Source organism: Clostridium zhoujianii (assembly GCF_051590805.1).
GTDB lineage: Bacteria > Bacillota > Clostridia > Clostridiales > Clostridiaceae > Clostridium.
Genome location: NZ_JBPUTF010000006.1, coordinates 76,643 through 95,222 on the forward strand (window position 1 = coordinate 76,643; position 18,580 = coordinate 95,222).

16 protein-coding genes and 11 tRNA genes are annotated in these 18,580 nt (G+C 31.6%); 8 read left to right on the plus strand and 19 right to left on the minus strand.

Going from position 1 to position 18,580, the window contains the following annotated elements:
- Positions 1-48 precede the first annotated feature (48 nt).
- The 3 genes from ACSYT2_RS18000 to ACSYT2_RS18010 all read left to right on the plus strand — a co-directional run bounded on the left by ACSYT2_RS18000 (position 49) and on the right by ACSYT2_RS18010 (position 2,645).
- A complete protein-coding gene (locus tag ACSYT2_RS18000; protein WP_430858033.1) occupies positions 49-480 on the plus strand; it encodes a DMT family transporter in 432 nt (143 codons plus the stop codon).
- A gap of 16 nt (positions 481-496) precedes the next feature.
- Complete coding sequence (locus ACSYT2_RS18005) at positions 497-1,312, plus strand: MBL fold metallo-hydrolase (RefSeq protein ID WP_430858032.1); 816 nt, start codon at positions 497-499, stop codon at positions 1,310-1,312.
- A 139-nt stretch (positions 1,313-1,451) separates the two neighbouring features.
- A complete protein-coding gene (locus tag ACSYT2_RS18010; protein WP_430858031.1) occupies positions 1,452-2,645 on the plus strand; it encodes a S8 family serine peptidase in 1,194 nt (397 codons plus the stop codon).
- On the opposite strand, the gene ACSYT2_RS18015 is transcribed toward ACSYT2_RS18010, so the two are convergent.
- Positions 2,642-3,838, minus strand: a complete 1,197-nt coding sequence (locus tag ACSYT2_RS18015; protein ID WP_430858030.1) for a peptidoglycan DD-metalloendopeptidase family protein — start codon at positions 3,836-3,838, stop codon at positions 2,642-2,644. The genes ACSYT2_RS18010 and ACSYT2_RS18015 overlap by 4 nt on opposite strands.
- A gap of 187 nt (positions 3,839-4,025) precedes the next feature.
- On the opposite strand from ACSYT2_RS18015, the gene ACSYT2_RS18020 reads away from it, so the two are divergent.
- Positions 4,026-5,018 (plus strand): DnaD domain protein, encoded by a 993-nt coding sequence (locus tag ACSYT2_RS18020; protein WP_430858029.1) that lies wholly within the window; start codon positions 4,026-4,028, stop codon positions 5,016-5,018.
- Positions 5,011-5,991, plus strand: coding sequence for an ATP-binding protein (locus tag ACSYT2_RS18025; protein WP_430858028.1), 981 nt, complete (start codon positions 5,011-5,013; stop codon positions 5,989-5,991). The genes ACSYT2_RS18020 and ACSYT2_RS18025 overlap by 8 nt, the downstream gene beginning before the upstream one ends.
- 104 nt (positions 5,992-6,095) lie before the next feature.
- Here ACSYT2_RS18025 and ACSYT2_RS18030 read toward each other — a convergent pair.
- The 12 genes from ACSYT2_RS18030 to ACSYT2_RS18085 form a co-directional block, all read right to left on the minus strand.
- Positions 6,096-6,172 (minus strand) — tRNA-Asp (locus ACSYT2_RS18030).
- Between the two features lie 6 nt (positions 6,173-6,178).
- Positions 6,179-6,254, minus strand: a tRNA-Val gene (locus ACSYT2_RS18035).
- An 11-nt stretch (positions 6,255-6,265) separates the two neighbouring features.
- Positions 6,266-6,340: transfer RNA gene (locus ACSYT2_RS18040), tRNA-Glu, on the minus strand.
- 25 nt (positions 6,341-6,365) lie between these two features.
- Positions 6,366-6,440, minus strand: a tRNA-Thr gene (locus ACSYT2_RS18045).
- 8 nt (positions 6,441-6,448) lie between these two features.
- Positions 6,449-6,525, minus strand: a tRNA-Asp gene (locus ACSYT2_RS18050).
- Between the two features lie 13 nt (positions 6,526-6,538).
- A tRNA-Val gene (locus ACSYT2_RS18055) sits at positions 6,539-6,614 on the minus strand.
- Positions 6,615-6,624: 10 nt separating this feature from the next.
- Positions 6,625-6,699: transfer RNA gene (locus tag ACSYT2_RS18060), tRNA-Glu, on the minus strand.
- A gap of 24 nt (positions 6,700-6,723) precedes the next feature.
- A tRNA-Thr gene (locus ACSYT2_RS18065) sits at positions 6,724-6,798 on the minus strand.
- An 8-nt stretch (positions 6,799-6,806) separates the two neighbouring features.
- Positions 6,807-6,883: transfer RNA gene (locus ACSYT2_RS18070), tRNA-Asp, on the minus strand.
- Positions 6,884-6,896: 13 nt separating this feature from the next.
- Positions 6,897-6,972, minus strand: a tRNA-Val gene (locus ACSYT2_RS18075).
- 10 nt (positions 6,973-6,982) lie between these two features.
- A tRNA-Glu gene (locus ACSYT2_RS18080) sits at positions 6,983-7,057 on the minus strand.
- Positions 7,058-7,204: 147 nt separating this feature from the next.
- On the minus strand, positions 7,205-7,783 hold the full coding sequence (locus ACSYT2_RS18085) for a hypothetical protein (RefSeq protein WP_430858027.1): 579 nt from the start codon (positions 7,781-7,783) through the stop codon (positions 7,205-7,207).
- Positions 7,784-7,877: 94 nt separating this feature from the next.
- Between ACSYT2_RS18085 and ACSYT2_RS18090 the strand changes: the two genes are divergently transcribed.
- Positions 7,878-9,113: a BaiN/RdsA family NAD(P)/FAD-dependent oxidoreductase gene (locus ACSYT2_RS18090; protein WP_430858026.1), complete on the plus strand. Its 1,236-nt coding sequence runs from the start codon at positions 7,878-7,880 to the stop codon at positions 9,111-9,113.
- Between the two features lies 1 nt (position 9,114).
- Here ACSYT2_RS18090 and ACSYT2_RS18095 read toward each other — a convergent pair whose 3' ends face one another.
- The 4 genes from ACSYT2_RS18095 to ACSYT2_RS18110 form a co-directional block, all read right to left on the minus strand.
- On the minus strand, positions 9,115-9,870 hold the full coding sequence (locus ACSYT2_RS18095) for an acyl-[acyl-carrier-protein] thioesterase (protein ID WP_430858025.1): 756 nt from the start codon (positions 9,868-9,870) through the stop codon (positions 9,115-9,117).
- Positions 9,871-10,016: 146 nt separating this feature from the next.
- On the minus strand, positions 10,017-11,333 hold the full coding sequence (locus tag ACSYT2_RS18100) for an APC family permease (RefSeq protein ID WP_438385375.1): 1,317 nt from the start codon (positions 11,331-11,333) through the stop codon (positions 10,017-10,019).
- A gap of 107 nt (positions 11,334-11,440) precedes the next feature.
- Positions 11,441-12,694, minus strand: a complete 1,254-nt coding sequence (locus ACSYT2_RS18105) for a YeeE/YedE family protein (RefSeq protein WP_430858023.1) — start codon at positions 12,692-12,694, stop codon at positions 11,441-11,443.
- Between the two features lie 116 nt (positions 12,695-12,810).
- Positions 12,811-14,511 carry an FAD-dependent oxidoreductase gene (locus tag ACSYT2_RS18110; protein ID WP_438385376.1) on the minus strand — a complete coding sequence of 567 codons (1,701 nt, stop codon included), beginning with the start codon at positions 14,509-14,511 and terminating at the stop codon, positions 12,811-12,813.
- A gap of 206 nt (positions 14,512-14,717) precedes the next feature.
- On the opposite strand from ACSYT2_RS18110, the gene ACSYT2_RS18115 reads away from it, so the two are divergent.
- A complete protein-coding gene (locus ACSYT2_RS18115; RefSeq protein ID WP_430858021.1) occupies positions 14,718-15,611 on the plus strand; it encodes a LysR substrate-binding domain-containing protein in 894 nt (297 codons plus the stop codon).
- Positions 15,612-15,657: 46 nt separating this feature from the next.
- On the opposite strand, the gene ACSYT2_RS18120 is transcribed toward ACSYT2_RS18115, so the two are convergent.
- Together ACSYT2_RS18120 and ACSYT2_RS18125 are read right to left on the minus strand one after the other, a co-directional pair.
- Positions 15,658-15,840: a DUF1858 domain-containing protein gene (locus ACSYT2_RS18120; protein ID WP_430858020.1), complete on the minus strand. Its 183-nt coding sequence runs from the start codon at positions 15,838-15,840 to the stop codon at positions 15,658-15,660.
- A 91-nt stretch (positions 15,841-15,931) separates the two neighbouring features.
- On the minus strand, positions 15,932-17,218 hold the full coding sequence (locus ACSYT2_RS18125; protein WP_430858019.1) for an adenylosuccinate synthase: 1,287 nt from the start codon (positions 17,216-17,218) through the stop codon (positions 15,932-15,934).
- A 176-nt stretch (positions 17,219-17,394) separates the two neighbouring features.
- Here ACSYT2_RS18125 and ACSYT2_RS18130 point away from each other — a divergent pair, with 176 nt between their 5' ends.
- Complete coding sequence (locus ACSYT2_RS18130) at positions 17,395-18,567, plus strand: NAD(P)-dependent malic enzyme (RefSeq protein WP_430858018.1); 1,173 nt, start codon at positions 17,395-17,397, stop codon at positions 18,565-18,567.
- The last annotated feature ends 13 nt before the right edge of the window (positions 18,568-18,580 follow it).

Consider the following 18,580-nt stretch of genomic DNA (forward strand, 5'->3'; position numbering starts at 1 on the left):
TTATATTCTTCTCACCTCTGGGAATACTAACCTTGAGGTGATGAAATAATGATGCCAATAATATTCGCAATAATTTCTGGAATTGCTATGAGCCTCCAAGGTGTATTTAATACTAGACTTGGAGAGAAAATTGGAATCTGGGAAACAAATGTACTTGTTCAGGCCAGTGGATTAATTTTAACTTTAATAATAGCATTCTTTTTAGGAAAGGGAAGCTACCGTGAACTTCGAGATGTTAATAAACTTTACTTATTAGGTGGGGCCCTTGGAGTAATAATAATATTTACTGTAATGAAAAGTATTGGAGGTATGGGGGCAACCTACGGCATAGGAATTATTCTTGTTGCTCAGTTACTTGCTGCTGCTTTGATAGATGCCTTTGGATTATTTGATAGCCAAAAAGTAAACTTTAGTATTAAAGAAATATTAGGGGTTGCAATTATGGTTATTGGTATTATAGTATTTAAATGGAAACACTGATTTAAGGAGAACTAATATGAACTTTTTTAGTAATATAAAATTTCTATCTAAACTAACTTTAAATAATATACATCAGTACTTTATTCCAAGAGATTCTTCCCTAAATGATACTCTTGTAAATAATTCTGTACATTGGTATGGTCACGCTACAACCTTAATTAATTTATCAGGAACAGTTATTCTTACTGATCCTGTTTTATCTAATACCTTAGGAATATTTAAAAGAGTTGTAGAAAAACCTAGTGATTTAAAAGATACTAAGATAGACTATATATTACTATCTCATGGTCATATGGACCATATGGATTTTCCATCCTTAAGAAAGCTTGATAAAAATATTACTATTATAGTTCCTAAAGGATATAAACGCTTAATAAAACTATTGGGCTACAAAAATGTTATACTGCTTAGACATGGTGAAATTTATGAGGACGATAATATTAAAATTACTTCACTTAAAGCCAATCATGATGGGCGAAGATTTTATGTTGGAATAGATGATGAAAGTCATTCTTTCCTAATTGAAAAGAATGATAAGAAAGTGTTTTTTGCAGGGGATACAGCCTATACAGATGACTATAATGATTTGAAATGTGATGTAGCTTTAATGCCTGTAGGTTGCTATAAGCCAGATAGGTTCTCATACATGCATTGTACTCCACAAGAAAGCTATAAGATGTTCTCTCAAATGAATTCTGACGCCATGATTCCTATTCATTATAAGACTTTTAGGATATCCCTTGAGGATTTTGATGAAACTTATAGTATTCTTGATAATTATAAAGATGAAAAAATAAAGTTAATTAATATAGGTGAAACTTATAAATTTTAAAAGCAGTTGTCTAAATAGACAACTGCTTTTACTCTATAAGATTTTATGAGTATATAAAACCAGATCCTATCTTATGCTATATTAACAAAACTACGCATACCTATATAATATATAAAGAAGTAATTAATAGGAGTTTAGTATGTTTTCTTCTAGAAATAAATTAGATAAAAACTTAAAGTATTATTTATCAAACAAAAGCTATAAGAAATATAGAATTTTAATCAAATGTAAAAACTTTAGAGATGGTGTATCAAAGAAGGTACTTTCCTATAGGGGCGAGGTTATTCATTCTCTTGAGTACTCTGATATAGTTTGTGCTAGCCTTGATGGCCCTTCTATTGAAAGACTTATAGAGTACCCAGAAGTCCAACATATTTGCTTTGATGAATATCTATTTCTTTGCGGTATGAGTGTGTCTACTGCAAATAAAGTCCATATCTCTGAAAAGTATAGCCTTTCTGGCAAAGGTATTGGTATTGGCTTAGTAGATAGTGGTGTCTATCCCCATCCAGACCTTTTGAATCCATCTAATAGAATTGCTAATTTTGTAGATTTAATTAATGAATTACGATTCCCCTATGATGATAATGGACATGGCACCTGCATATCAGGTCTTATATCCAGTAGTGGAATCTCTTCTAATAACATGTACAAAGGCATTGCACCTCACGCTCAAATTCATTGTTATAAAGCTTTTGACAAGTTAGGTAAGGGATATGCCTCTAATGTATTATTTGCTATTGAAGAACTAATAAGAAATTCTGAAATTAATAATATAAAGGTACTCTGTCTACCTTTTGAGTTGTTAACACATAATATTCAAGTTATAGAAGCTTTTAATAGTACATTCTTAAAAGCAAATGAAATAGGCATAGTCCCAATAGTACCTAGTGGTAGTAATTCAAATGTAAATAATTCAATAATGGGTATTGCAACATTAGATACATGTATAACCGTTGCTGGTGTAGATACTGCTTTATCTTTAAAGCCTTATAAATATTCATCAGCCGGTCCCTATTCCAAAAGTAACAAGCCAAATCTAAGCGCTGCATGTGTGAATATTACATCACTAAATGCAGATACAGCATATATTTCCGAAAAAGAAGGCTTCAAGCTATATCCTACTAAGCTTGAAGCCTCCTATAAAACTTTTAGTGGAACTTCTCTTTCAACCGCATTCATTAGTGGTATTTGTGCACTTTTATATGAAAATAATCCAAGCTTATCATTCAAAGATATATCTTCTATATTAAAGCTATCTTGTGAACTTGGAGAATTCTCAAAATTTCAACAAGGAGAGGGGGTTATAAATATAAGTAAGCTACTAAATTAATTTGTAATATATCCTGTAGGATCAACAGGTGCTCCATTTACTCTTACTTCAAAGTGTAAATGTGGACCTGTACTCCTACCTGTGTTTCCAACCTCACCTATCAATTCACCCTTTTTAACTTCATCTCCAATCCTTATATTAAACTTACTTAAGTGAGCATAAATAGTTTCAATATTGCCTTCATGCTCTATTAATATTTTATTTCCATACCCACTCTCATAATGACATTCTTTAACTATTCCATCCAAGGCAGAGTAAACAGGATCGCCTATCTTATGAGCAATATCTAATCCATTATGGTTTCTACCCCACCGTTTACCGAAATTTGATGTTATGTATCCTCCTCTAGTAGGATGTTCTAGAAATGCAAATCCATCTTCTATTGGATTTTTGCTGCCTTTATAAATAATATTATCCTTACTATTTTCAATCACATTTTCATGTAATACATTCTCACCTATCTTTAAACCATTTTTATATGTTACCTCTGCTAACACTTCTTTGCTACCTACTTCCCCCTCCTCAGTCTTGCTTTCCCCTATATACATATCACTCTCACTAATAATCTTAGTGTTTGGTGCTATCTCCTCTACTCTGTTTTCTTTGCACTTAATATTTACATCAACAATAGATTTATCACTATTTTCCTTCCAAATCTTATCTGCAATATTTTCTATGGAATCTAATAGCTTAATACTTGTTTTTACCTTTTCATATTTTATATTGGATTTTATATCAATAGCTAAAATGTTCTCTTCCTCTATATTACTTTTCTCTATATATAACTCTCCTAATTTTCTTAAAACCTTTTTTCCCTCATCTTCTGTTGCTATTACTCCATAATCTTTATCCTTTATGCTCATTTTTATTAATGTTGCTTCCCCATTTAATGTACCTAATATATTATTTCTAATTTCATCTTTCTTACTTACAGCAACTTCATTTCCAACTTTTTTATATTTAAAGTCATTAGCTGTTAGATTAACTTCAGATAATCTATTATTAATATTAGAAACTTCATTCGAACAGACTTCTTTGGCTTCAGACTTATTATCATAATAACCTACAACTCTCTCCTTAAAGTATATTTCATATATACTTTCCTCTTCTCCGAAAATATATTCCACTGATATTAGTGAAATACAAATACTTAATAATGATATTAAAACAATTCTTTTTTTTCTACTAATCATACATCATCCCTTCTTTTAGAAACACATAAATTACTTTTCCCACTAATTAAATTTTTATACATTTTATATATTTTTTCATAAGTTGTTATACCTTTTGGTGTTTGCTATAATTAACTTGAACATAATATTTACTATAATTTGAATAGATAACATTCTTTATTTATAGAAAAGGGGGGAAAGTTAGCTAATGAGCACTTTCATGCTTAAAAATAATAATTTCAACTTCACTCCTGTCAGCAATGTTTTTATCGAAAAATACATGCCTCAGGCAAGGGGAGAATTTGTAAAAGTCTATTTACTTATGTTAAAATACAATATTTCTAGTGAACCAGGTGTAAATGGTTCTATACTAGCTTCTTCCTTAAATTTATTAGAATCCGATGTTATGAATGCGCTAAACTATTGGAATGAGCAAGGAGTTATTAAATTAACCCCTATCGACAAGATGAATAACTTCAGTATTGAATTCATGTCTTTAGAAGATGATCCAACTGATAATCCTAAAGATGTAAATCTACTAGATGCACTTAATAATTCTGAAACTACAGATATGCTTAGAGATATTGAAAAGATTCTTGCTAGAACCCTTTCCACTAAAGAAATGGAAATATACCTTGGATGGCAAAATGACTTTTCTTTTTCTTCTGAGCTTATATTAATTTTAATCGAATACTGTGCATCAAAGGGTAAAACTGATTATAGATATATAGAAAAAGTAGCTTTAGCTTGGAATGATATGGGTATTAAAACTATTGAAGAAGTTCAAGTCTATATCAAGAAAACAGAAGATAAATGGATTAAAATTAGAAAAATACTAACTTACCTAGGATTAAAGAATACAGAGATAATGAAACCTCAAGAAGATTTGCTTGATAAATGGATTTCCACATATAACTTTGATTTAGAATTAATTCAAAAAGCATGTGATATCTGTTTCCAACGTCTTAATCGTGCAGATTTTAAATACATAGACGGAATATTATCAAAGTGGTTTAAGGATAATATTAAAACTCTAGAAGATGTTGCTATTAAAGATAGACAGCATAAAAATACTTATAATAAAGGAAACTCTCCAAAGAATACTAGTTCTAACCTTGGTGGATTTAATAACTTCGAGCCAAGATCCTACGACTATGATTCTTTAGAAAAGAAATTGTTAGGATGGGATACTGATGATTAATGGTTATCAATCTAAACTTATGGATATATATACAAAAATAAGAGATGAAGAAGCTAAATTACTTAAAGATAGGAAAGCTGAAATAAAAAATCTATTTCCTGAAATTCTAGAAATAGATAATAAAATTCAAAAGCTATCTCTAAGACTATCTTTATCTATATTACAATCAAAGGATAGTGAAAAAACTTTATCTGAATACAGAAATCAAATCACAGATTTAAGAGTGAAGAAATGTGAAATGCTTGTATCTAAAGGCTACGATCCTGAATACCTAAATCTTCATTATAGATGTAAGAAGTGCCAGGATACAGGATTTATAGCAACAAAAAGATGTTCTTGCTACAAACAAAAATTAATTAAACTCTATTATAAGAATTCTTTATTAGAGGATACACTAAGAGTTAAAAACTTTAATAGTTTTGATATAAGCTTATTTCCACAACGTAAGATAGGTGATGAGAAATATTCATCACGAAAAAATATGGAGAATACTTTAGAATATATTCGTGGAGAGTATATTCCTAACTTTAACACTTCAAATACTAACTTACTATTCTATGGTAATCCTGGAAGTGGAAAAACTTATTTATCCTATTGTATAGCTAAAGAGCTTTTAGATTTAGGATATTTGGTAGTATATAAAACTTCAGATGAGCTTATTAGTGACTTAAGAGATATTAGATTTAACAATAACTCTAATCTAGAAGAACTACTATTAGATTGTGATTTATTAATAATCGATGATTTAGGTGCAGAGCAAAAGAATGAATTCTCCGTTACAGAGTTATTTAATTTATTAAATAAAAAGTTATTAAGAAATAAAAAAATGTTAGTTTCAACCAATCTTTCTTTACCAAGCATAACTCAAGTATATAGTGAGAGAATCTGTTCACGACTAATAGGGGATTTTAAATTATGTAAGTTCTATTCAGAGGATATAAGAATCACACTTAACTTAAAAAATAATAGATAAAATAAATGTGGAGAAGATTTTTATTTGTAATAATCTTCTCCACATTTTTATCTTGTTAAAATATTAAAAACAAAAAAGCATCAAATAATTGATGCTTTTTTAAGTGGCGACTCAGAAGGGACTCGAACCCTCGACTTCCAGCGTGACAGGCTGGCACTCTAACCAACTGAGCTACTAAGCCATACTTTGGTGGGCACAACAGGGCTCGAACCTGTGACCCTCTGCTTGTAAGGCAGATGCTCTCCCAGCTGAGCTATGCGCCCAAAGTAAAAAATGGTGACTCCTAGGGGAATCGAACCCCTGTTACCACCGTGAAAGGGTGGTGTCTTAACCGCTTGACCAAGGAGCCATATATAGTTGTTTGAAAATTTAAATGGAGCTGGCAATAGGAATCGAACCTACAACCTGCTGATTACAAGTCAGCTGCTCTACCGTTGAGCCATGCCAGCAATTTAAATGGCGACTCAGAAGGGACTCGAACCCTCGACTTCCAGCGTGACAGGCTGGCACTCTAACCAACTGAGCTACTGAGCCATAAAATTTACTTTGGTGGGCACAACAGGGCTCGAACCTGTGACCCTCTGCTTGTAAGGCAGATGCTCTCCCAGCTGAGCTATGCGCCCAAAGTAATAATGGTGACTCCTAGGGGAATCGAACCCCTGTTACCACCGTGAAAGGGTGGTGTCTTAACCGCTTGACCAAGGAGCCATATAGGTTGTTTGAAAATTTAAATGGAGCTGGCAATAGGAATCGAACCTACAACCTGCTGATTACAAGTCAGCTGCTCTACCGTTGAGCCATGCCAGCAATTTAAATGGCGACTCAGAAGGGACTCGAACCCTCGACTTCCAGCGTGACAGGCTGGCACTCTAACCAACTGAGCTACTGAGCCATAAAATTTACTTTGGTGGGCACAACAGGGCTCGAACCTGTGACCCTCTGCTTGTAAGGCAGATGCTCTCCCAGCTGAGCTATGCGCCCAAAGTAATAATGGTGACTCCTAGGGGAATCGAACCCCTGTTACCACCGTGAAAGGGTGGTGTCTTAACCGCTTGACCAAGGAGCCAAATTGTCATTGTGTCTCTACCGATATTGCTCGGCGCTGACCACATAGACTATAATACAGAATTTAATTATTTGTGTCAACACATTTTTATAATTTTTTTTATATTTTTTAAAAACCTTATTATTTTAACTATATTTCCAACTTAAATTAATATTGAATATCTTCATTTTTCTCAATTTCTTTAAGGTTTTTTATGGCCTTATCATACATTAATAATGTCATTTCTTTTCTATTAATTTCTTCTTTTATTTTATTAATTTCATCTAATGCAGATTTCAAAAAATCTCCAGTCTGGATATTATTTATAGAAATACTATATCCTTCTCTCTTAAAATTTTGTCCTGAAGCTATTACTTTTACAGGTAATTTTTTATTAATCACACATATTATTTCTTTTTCCCATATTCCTCTCTTATTAACCTTATATTTATCCCTAAGTAAATTTAGGTCCTCTAACTCCTCCTTTAACTCTTCTTCAAAAGAATCTTTTAATGCCTTGTAAAAAAATATCGATATTCCCCTATTCAATTTAATTCTTAAAAACTCCATATTATTAATAAGAAAGTCGTCAATTTCTCCCTCACTAATCAACTCCACTTCACTATACTTATATGTATATAAACCTGTTCCTGTAGGATAATTTACTATAACTTCATCATAATTCATTCTCCTAACTTTAAATTCCTTGCCATTATCATTATGTTCCCCAATAACTTTAACTTTCATAGCTAATCACCTCAATAGTATTATTCCTATCTTTAATAGGTAATATTACTGTGGTAGAATTATTTATAACATATATTAAGGAGATAAATTTATTATGATTCATCACGATATCATTATTGTCGGCGGCGGTGCTTCTGGCATGATGGCTGCAATAGTAGCAAAAGATCTTGGAAAAGATGTAGCAATAATTGAAGGAACTGATAGGATAGGAAAAAAAATCTTAACAACAGGTAATGGTAGATGTAATATATCTAATTCTACAATTGCATACCCATATCCTACCTACCACAGTAGAAATGATGGTTTTTATACAGACTGTTTAAATAATTTTTCTATAGAAGATACAAAAAATTTCTTCTTGTCTTTAGGACTTCCATTAACAGAACTGGAAAAAGGTAAACTTTATCCACAATCCTTGCAAGCCTCTTCTGTTGTGGATATCTTTAGATTATCTTTAGAGGAAAGAGAAATTCCTGTGTATACAGATTGTAAAATAAAATCTATCCACAAGGATAAAGTTTTTAAGTTATCCACAAATAACGAAGAGCTATCTTTATTCACATGTGGAAAATTAATTTTAGCCTGTGGAGGAAAATCAGCTGTTAAAACTGGTTCTGATGGAACCGGCTATAAATTAGCAAAGGAATTTGGTCATTCAATAATAGAACCTCTTCCTGGTATAGTTCAATTAAAATTAGATTATCCACATTTAAAGGCTCTAGCAGGAATTAAATTCGATGCTAAAGTATCGGTAATTGTAAATGATTCAATAATTAGAGAAGATACAGGCGAAGTATTATTCACTGATTATGGGATATCTGGTCCACCTATACTTCAATTATCCGCAATAGCTTCCAGATCTATTGCCAAAAAGCAAAAAGTTGAGTTAATGATAGATATGTTGCCTAAAATGTCTATTGATGATGTTGATAATTTTGTCCAAGGACACTTAGCTATTTTCTCTCATAGAAGTATTTCAAATGCACTTATTGGAGTAATAAATAAAAAACTTATTCCAATCTTCTTAAAGGATATTGGAATTTCAAATATTCATATGCCATGCTATGAATTAGATTGGCAAGACAAATCCTTATTATGTAAAAGATTTAAAGAATGGATATTTACATGTACAGATACAAATGGATTTAACAGTGCTCAACTTACAGTTGGGGGTATAAATACAAAGGATGTTAATCCTAAAACCCTTGAATCAAGATTAGTTTCTGGTTTATATTTTTCAGGAGAAATTCTTGATGTAAATGGGGATTGTGGAGGATTTAATCTTCAGTGGGCTTGGAGTTCAGGATTTTTAGTTGGGAATAGCGTTTAAGCTATTCCTTTTCTTTTACCCACTTACCTTCTAATTTAGTAAGCTCAACTCCAGCTTCACTTTTTATTGTATGAATTGTTACTAACTCATTTTCTTCATTTCTTATTACTTGTGCTGAAACATGAACTGTATCTCCGTATGTTGTTTCTTTCTCGAAAACAACTTTTATTCTCTTTAACTCATAATCCTTAATAACCTCTACAGGAACAGACTCAATAGCCCATTCTATATATTTAACGTTATTTACATGACCATTTGAATCTATATCACTATATCTTATATTAAAATCTTTATAGTGATCTTCCTTCTCTAACTTTAATATATTTTCCATTTCAATATTTTTTTTAAGATCTCCATCTGCCCCATATCTAACATATTGCTCTGGTAACACTCTCATAGGGCGCCTCTTTTCTATATTAATTAAGAAGAATAAAGCGATAGCTTCTCCTAACAATTTCCCTTCTGAATTCTTGATATAATAGCTTCTATATGCATAAAACTTTTTAAATCCAATAGGCTCAGTTTCTACAGTTATAGTATCTCTATACTTTGGATATTCTTTGATTTTTATATCGTACTTATAAAATACCCAAGCACAATTATTTTCTACTAAACTCTCTATAGTCTCTCCTAGACTTTCCGCATGATAATTGCCTACATCACAAAGAAAATTCACTATAGATGATAATTTACATTTTAATTTATAATCTACATCATAATAATTTATTTCATATTCTTTACTAAATTTGTTTAACATATTAATCACCTCTTATATAATAAGTATTTTATCACAAATAGCATATAATTCCATGTTCACCACCTTAAATTTTTTATAATTTTATATAACTATACAATTATAAAAGAGAGTGCATCAAGATATACTTTGATACACTCTCTTTATATTTATTTTTTTCTAACTTTTAAATAGAACATAACTCCCATTAAGCACCATGCCAGTAAAGAGATTATAGACTCTTTTCCTAAACCCGCTGGTGACATAGGTAAAAGTAACAATAATATAAATATAACACTAATTACTACTCCTAAAACAGAAAATAACTTTCCTATATTATTACTGCATTTTTTGTATGTTATAAATGAAACATAAAAATAGGCTATAGATGCACCTAAAGATGACATATCAACAATCCATGTAATAACCTCACGTCCAAACCATGGAGCAATTAAACTTATGAATGATAGGAACAATACAGCATTTCTATATACTCCATTTTTATTTGTCTCTCCTATTTTATCTGGTAGCATCTTATATTTTGAAATTGAACCTAATAACTTAGAACTACAAATCATAAATCCATTTATACCACTCCATACTGCAGCACATAGAGCAATAATAAGCATGAAAAATGCTCCTTTTCCTAATGTGCTTAATACAGCACTTCCAGTTGCCCACTCAAGGCCTATTACCTGTTCTGGCGTAAATGCTAATGCTGTTATTATGTTTAATAAATTATAAATTAAAGTTCCTATAAATAGTGATATGACAGCAATACGTGATGCCTTTTTAGTTGAAAAATTATATTCTTTACTTAATTGAGGTATAGCATCAAATCCGACAAATGCGAAAGGCGTTATTGCTAGTACTCTAGCTATCCCACTTATATTAAAGCTGTAATCTTTAATATAAGTTTCTATAAATACACCTCTTTGTCCCTTAAATAACATCCCAATAAATACAATTGAAACCATGGATATTAGCGCAAATATTATTGCATTTTGTACCTTACTACTTTCCTTTAATCCCTTTATATTTAAATAAGCAAAAGCTAAGATAACTATAGTAGATGTAAGAATATCCCCTATATATACATCATATCCTGCTACATTATATAGGTATCCAAATTCTAATATACCTCCAAATAACTTCTTAATAACTAATGGGAAAGCAGTAGCATTTAAAGGGATCATAGTGAAGTATGCTAATGTAAGGAACCAACCTACTATAAAGCCATGCTTCTTCCCTAAATTATTATATGTATATGAAAATTCTCCCCCCTCTTCATTCTGAGTACTCATCATTACCTCATAGTTTCTTTCTATAATCACAATACATAATGTTCCTAAAATTAATCCTATAGCTGTATTTATAACTCCTGCTTCCTTCAAGAATTTTGTTCCTGGAAGCATAAATGATCCCCATCCAATAATTCCACCAACTACAATGGAAAATACATCTAACTTACTAAGATATTTCTTCATACTTACTACCTACTTTATTTTATATTTAGTAAAGAAAACCTATGTGGAGAACTCCACATAGGTCTATATTAATAACAACAGGTTCATTTTATAAAAAGAGTGATGACTTATGCAGGTATATTAAACTTCTTAACTAACTTAACCCCTACTAATCCCCCAACAACAAGTGCTACTAAGAACACCCATCCTGATAAAGATAGGTTAGCTATTCCTGAGAATAAAGCACCAACATTACATCCACCTGCAAGCTTCGCTCCATATCCCATAAGTATACCAGCTAGTCCATAAAATGCAACATCTTTAGCCTTAAAGTTTATATTGAATTTCCACTTTCCAGCTAATAACATACAAATAGCTGCTCCTAATATAATACCAATATTTCTTACTGAAACTGGATCACTTAATATTCCACTATTAACAACTTTAACACTTCCCTTAAATGCTTCTACAGCACCAAAGTCAAAACCTAACTTACTAAATAACCAAACTCCCCAATGAGTATATGGTCCTGATGCACCCCAACTTGACTTAGTTGTGTTAATTATAAATATAAATACTATTGCTAATAAAGTTGCTCCAGTAAAGAATGACCATCTTTGAATAAATAACTTATGATAAGTTTTGTAACTAAATACTTTAAACTCTTTATCTTCTTCAACTTCTTTTTCCCAATCTTGATACTCTTCTGCTACATAAGTACCAGCTTTCTTTCTCTTACCTTCATACATCTTAACAACAAAATATAATCCTAATAATAGTAGTAAAGAAACTAATACAGCACCAACATATCCAAAAGTATCTGGTAAATACACAGTAACACCATTCTCATATAAGAAAGTCTTCTTTAATGATGGTAAATGCCATGTTCCAAGCATGCCACCTATGCAGAAGAATATTAATACTATTAAACCTCTTCCTGAACCTTCACCAGTATCAGATAATGTACCTGAAGCACATCCTCCACCAATTATCATACCAATCCCAAATAATATACCACCTAATATGAATCCTATAGTAATTGCAGAAACACTTCCTGTACCAGGAATAGTTATTGCATCCTTAGCAGCTCTAAAAGCAGCTTCTGCACCACCTTGTGCTGCTGCATAATGAATTCCAGCTGCACCTATTACTGTAATAGCAAACATAAATAATAATGCCTTCGTTAAGCTTCCATCACCAGTCATTGATATCTTTCTAACTCCACCAGCGAAACCAAATCTTGATCTTTGTAATATGTATCCTAACATCAATCCTGTAATTAAGAATAATGCTAAATTACTTTTATCTGCATATTTAGTAATTATAAATGTAGTAATTGCAGCTATAATTCCAACTCCGATAAATACTTGTCCTTTTTTCATAGTATCCTCCTTAGTATTTTAATTTATATAAAAGCTTATAACTTTTCATATTGTTTGTTATTTATCAATCATACCTTTCCAATTTTAAGAGCCCCTATAATAGGCTCTACATTTTATTAATCAAAATTATAATCTGTAACTATTTTTTCTCTTCCAGTTATCATATCATTGTAATATTCATAGAAACTTATTCCCATAAATCCACCTGAAACATTATAAATATTATCGAACCCTAAATGACCTAATGCTAATGACGCATTATAACTTCTTTGTGCACTTCTACAATGTAAGTATACTGGTATATCCTTAGGTATTTCATTTACTCTATCTCTTAATTGACTTAACGGAATATTTTTTGCACCAATAATATGACCTAATTCATATTCATCTTCTTCCCTAACATCTATTATGTATCCATTGTTTTTAACTAAATTTCTTACCTCATGAACATATACTTGCTTAAATGTCCCTTGAAGAATATTAGTAGCTACTAATGCTGCATGATTAACAACATCTTTTGCTGTCCCAAATGGCGGTGCATAACATAATTCTAAATCAGCTAAATCATAAACAGTTCCACCAAATTTAATTAATGTAGCTACTACATCTATCCTCTTATCAGCGTTTCCTCTTCCTATTGCTTGAGCACCAAGTACTCTCCCTGTAGGTACTTCAAATATTAATTTAAAATGAAGTGGCTCACTTCCTGGCATTAACCCAACTTTATCTTGGGGTATTACTCTAACAACTTCATAATTAATGTTCATATTTAGAGCTTTTATCAGTCCCTCTGTCAATCCTGTAGATGCCCCATTATAATCAAAAACTTGAATACATGATGAACCAATATATCCTGTATTTCTAACAGGTAGTCCATGAATATGATTAGCTACTGATCTTGCTTGCTTCTGAGCTGGTCCTGCAAGTGGAAGCTTAGTTACTGTGTTTGTTAATGCATTATGCACTTCTATAGCATCTCCTACTGCATATATGTCTTTATCATTTGTCATATAATTAGTATTAACCTTTATAGCTCCAGTTTGTCCTATTTCTAATCCTGCTTCTCTAGCTAGGTCAGTCTCTGGTATAACCCCTATTGCCATAACTACAGCATCTGATTCTATTTTCTTTCCTGACTCTAGTACAACTAAATTCTTTTCAAATGAATTAACCTTGTCACCAACAATAAGATTTATTCCATTGTCATACATAGCCTTATGTAATACTTGTACCATATCATAGTCAAATGGCTTCATTATTTGATTCATTGCTTCTACTAAAGTAACATCATATCCTGCTTCTTTTAAGTTTTCAGCAACTTCAACCCCTATGAATCCACCACCTATAACAGTTATCTTCTTACTGTTGTTACCTTTTATAAAGAAATTTAGTTTAGCTATATCAACTACATTTCTTACTGTAAATACATTTACTTCATCTATTCCCTTTATAGGCGGTACTATAGCCTTAGCCCCTGGTGAAAGTACTAGTTTATCATAACTCTCGGTGTACTCCTTTCCACTAACTACATTTCTTATCCTTACCTCTTTATTCTTTCTATCTATAGAAACAACTTCACTAAAAACTCTTGCATCTATTTTATATTGACTAAAGAAATTTTCAGGTCTCATTAGCACTAAATCTTCATGATCCTCGATTTTTCCACTTAGATGATATGGTAAGCAACAATTTGAAAATGAAACATTAGGTCCTCTTTCAAACATTATTATTTCATTACTCTCATCTAGTCTTCTAAGTCTAGCTGCAGTTGATGCTCCTCCAGCAACTCCACCTACTATAACTATTTTCTTTCCCATGTATATCCCGCCTCCATTTATTTGAACTAATCAGTATACATTGTTAAATTTTTATCCTTCTCAATAATAACATATGTGAATCCCTTTTCATAATAACAACTCCTTATCCATTATAACTAATCCTTATAACAGCATTTCCTAATTTGACATCCTTTGCATTAGTAATATAGACTATATTTACAATAATACGGTTAGGAAGTGATTATATGAATTTAGTATCTCTACGTTCTTTTTATACTACTGTGAAGTTTAATAGCATTTCTAAGGCAGCAAAGGAATTACATTTAACTCAACCAGGACTTAGTATGCAATTGCAAAGTTTAGAAAATGAAATTGGTGCAAAACTTCTTAATAGAAGTAATAAAGGCGTTGGATTAACAGAGGAGGGATCTCTTGTCTACGAATATGCACATAGCATGCTTTCATTAGAAGATAATTTGCAAATAGATTTGAAAAACCTTAAGAATAAAAAATCTAAATTACTTATTTCTTCATGCAAAAGTATTGGAGAACACATACTTCCTTGTAGTATATATACCTTCAAAGAAATTCATTTTAATATTGATATTTCTATGGAGATAGATAATTCCTCTAATGTCTTGAAGAAACTTATGGACCACACTACTAATATAGCAATAATTCAAGATATGATTGTACCAGATAATATATCTACGATTCCTATAATGTCAGATAGATTAATATTGGTTGGCGGAAAGAATACCAAGAAAAACTCTATATCCCTATCTGAATTAACTTCAATACCTTTAATTTTAAGAGAAGAAGGTTCTGGTATATTAGCTTTATTAGAAAAGTCACTAAAAGAGAATCTTCTAACTTTAAGTAATTTGAACATATTACTTTCTTTAAACTCTTTAGAATCTATTAAATCATCAGTTGCCTCTGGTAGGGGATACTCCTTCTTACCCGAATCTGTTGTAAGTCATGAATTAAGAACTGGTACTCTACAAAAAATTAATATTGAAGAGTTAGATATACCATTTAATTATTACGTTGCTTTTAGAAAAAACTATTTATTTACTGATTATGAAAATAAATTCTTAGATTTTTTAACTTCAAAGAAAAGATGTTTCTGTTATTAAAATAAAAAATTAAAAGGAAGCAAATTGCTTCCTTTTAATTTTTTCATTATTTATTTAATGCTTCCATTAACTCATCTAAATTAAGTCCGTGTACCATAGCAGCTTCTTCTATAGTTTCTGCCTGTGCTGATGGACAGCCAACGCATCCCATACCAAAACTCATTAAAACTTCTGCCTTATCTGGATTTGCCTTAATTACTTCTCCAATTGTCATATCCTTAGTTATCATTCATATCACCTCTTTGTAGCTAATTATAGTTATTGTTCTAAAATAAATTATATTTTATTCTTAATAAAAAGTCTTCTTAAAATATAATAAATTATAGTTCTGTTACTCTCATTGTTTGATCTCTCTTTGGACCAACTGAAACAATTGAAATCTTTGTTCCTGTAAACTCTGCAATTCTTTCTAGGTATTTCTTAGCATTTGCAGGTAGCTCTTCATAACTTCTTGCATCTGCAACTGATTCATCCCATCCATCAAACTCTTCATATACTGGTTCACACTTAGCTAAATCTTCTAAGCTAGCTGGGAAGTAATCAATTATTTTATCATCGAATTTATATCCCACACATACCTTAATTTTCTCAAGTCCTGCTAATGTATCAATCTTTGTTACTGCTAAAGATGTTAATCCACATACTCTAACTGTTGATTTTACTATAACTAAGTCTAACCAACCACATCTTCTTGATCTTCCTGTAGTTACACCATATTCATGGCCTTTTTCTCTAATCCATTCTCCAGTTTCATCATTTAATTCTGTTGGGAATGGCCCCTTACCAACTCTTGTTGTATAAGCTTTAGTTATACCCACTGCATTAGTTATAAGATTAGGTCCTATACCTACGCCGTTGCTTACTCCACCTGCTGTAGTATTTGATGATGTAACATATGGATATGTACCATGGTCTATATCTAGTAACATACCTTGAGCACCCTCAAATAGAACATCTTTATCTGCTTTAATAGCATCATATACTTGTACTGATGTATCCTTAACAAATGGTCTTAATTTATTTGCAAAGTTTTTATAATCACTTAATATTTCTTCTACATCAAGTGGTTCTCCATTAAGAACCTTTGTGATGTAATCATTCTTCATTGCCACGTTCTCTCTAAGCTTTTCTTCGAAAACTTCTTCGTGCATTAAATCACATACTCTAATACCACATCTTTCAAATTTATCTGTATAACAAGGACCTATACCTTTACCGGTAGTTCCTATATCATTCTTGCCTCTAGCCTTTTCTTTTAATTTATCTAACACTCTATGATACGGCATAATTAAGTGAGCTCTATCACTAATTATAAGCTTATCAGGTGTTACCTTAACTCCTTCTTTCTCTAGGTATCCTATTTCTTCAAATAAAGCCTTAGGATCTACTACAACTCCATTACCTATTACATTTAGTTTGTCATCGTATAATATACCTGAAGGTATTAAGTGAAGCTTGTATTGTCTATCTCCAACCTCTACAGTATGACCTGCATTATTACCTCCTTGGAATCTAACTACTACATCTGCCTCTTCTGCCAGATAATCCGTCATCTTTCCTTTTCCTTCATCGCCCCATTGAGCGCCTAAAACAATAAATGCTGACATATACATTGCCTCCTTATGAAAAATCTCCATATTTCATACTAGCAAAGTGAGACCCATAGGTCAACATAGTAATCGAATATTTTTTTGCAAATTTAATGAATAATTCGTATAATATGTGTATGATTATATAGACAGGGCTATTATTCACCATTTAAATATTGAAAAGGGGTGCTTATATGACTATATACGAAGAAGCTTTAAAATTTCACGAGGAATTAAAAGGTAAATTAGAAATAAAGTCAAGATGTTCTATAAATAATGCTAATGATTTAAGCCTTGCCTATACACCTGGTGTGGCTGAGCCTTGTAGAGAAATACACAAAGATCCTACTAAGGCTTATACATACACAAGAAAATGTAATACTGTTGCGGTAATATCTGATGGAACTGCGGTTCTAGGATTAGGAGACATTGGACCACTTGCCTCATTACCTGTAATGGAAGGAAAATGTGTACTTTTTAAAGAGTTTGGAGATGTTGATGCTTATCCTATAGTTCTTGATACTAAAAATGTAGATGAGATTGTAGAAACAATCCTTAGAATTTCCCCATCACTGGGCGGAATTAACCTAGAAGATATTTCTGCACCTAGATGTTTTGAAGTAGAAAAAAAACTTAAGGAAAAACTAGACATACCAGTTTTCCACGATGACCAACATGGTACTGCTATAGTTGTTCTTTCTGGTGTTATAAACGCCTTAAAAATTGTGAATAAAGAATTAAAAGATTTGAAGATTGTTATAAATGGCGCTGGTTCTGCTGGTACTGCAATCTGTAAGTTATTACTTTCTTCTGGGGTATCTAATATTGTAATGTGTGATATTAATGGAATAATTACTACAGACTCTGAATTAGAAAATGATGCTTTAAGAGAGTTAGCTGAAATAACTAATCCTAACAAAGAAAAAGGATTATTAAAGGATGCTATGAAGGATGCTGATGTATTTATTGGAGTATCTGCGCCAAATATAGTTTCTAAGGAAATGGTTGCATCAATGAATAAAGATTCAATCCTTTTCGCAATGGCTAACCCAACTCCTGAAATATTCCCAGAGGATGCAAAGGATGCTGGAGCTAGAGTTGTTGGTACAGGTAGATCCGATTATCCAAACCAAATTAATAACGTATTAGCCTTCCCTGGAGTATTTAGAGGCGCTTTAGATGTAAGAGCAAGTGAGATAAACGAAGAGATGAAAGTTGCTGCTGCATATGCTATTGCTAATGCTATAGATGAAAAGGAGCTTACAGCTGATAATATTATTCCAAAAGCCTTTGACTTAAAGGTTCAAAGAATGGTAGCTGAAGCCGTAAAAGAAGCCGCTATTAGAACTAAAGTAAATAAAATTTAATTTTAAATATAAA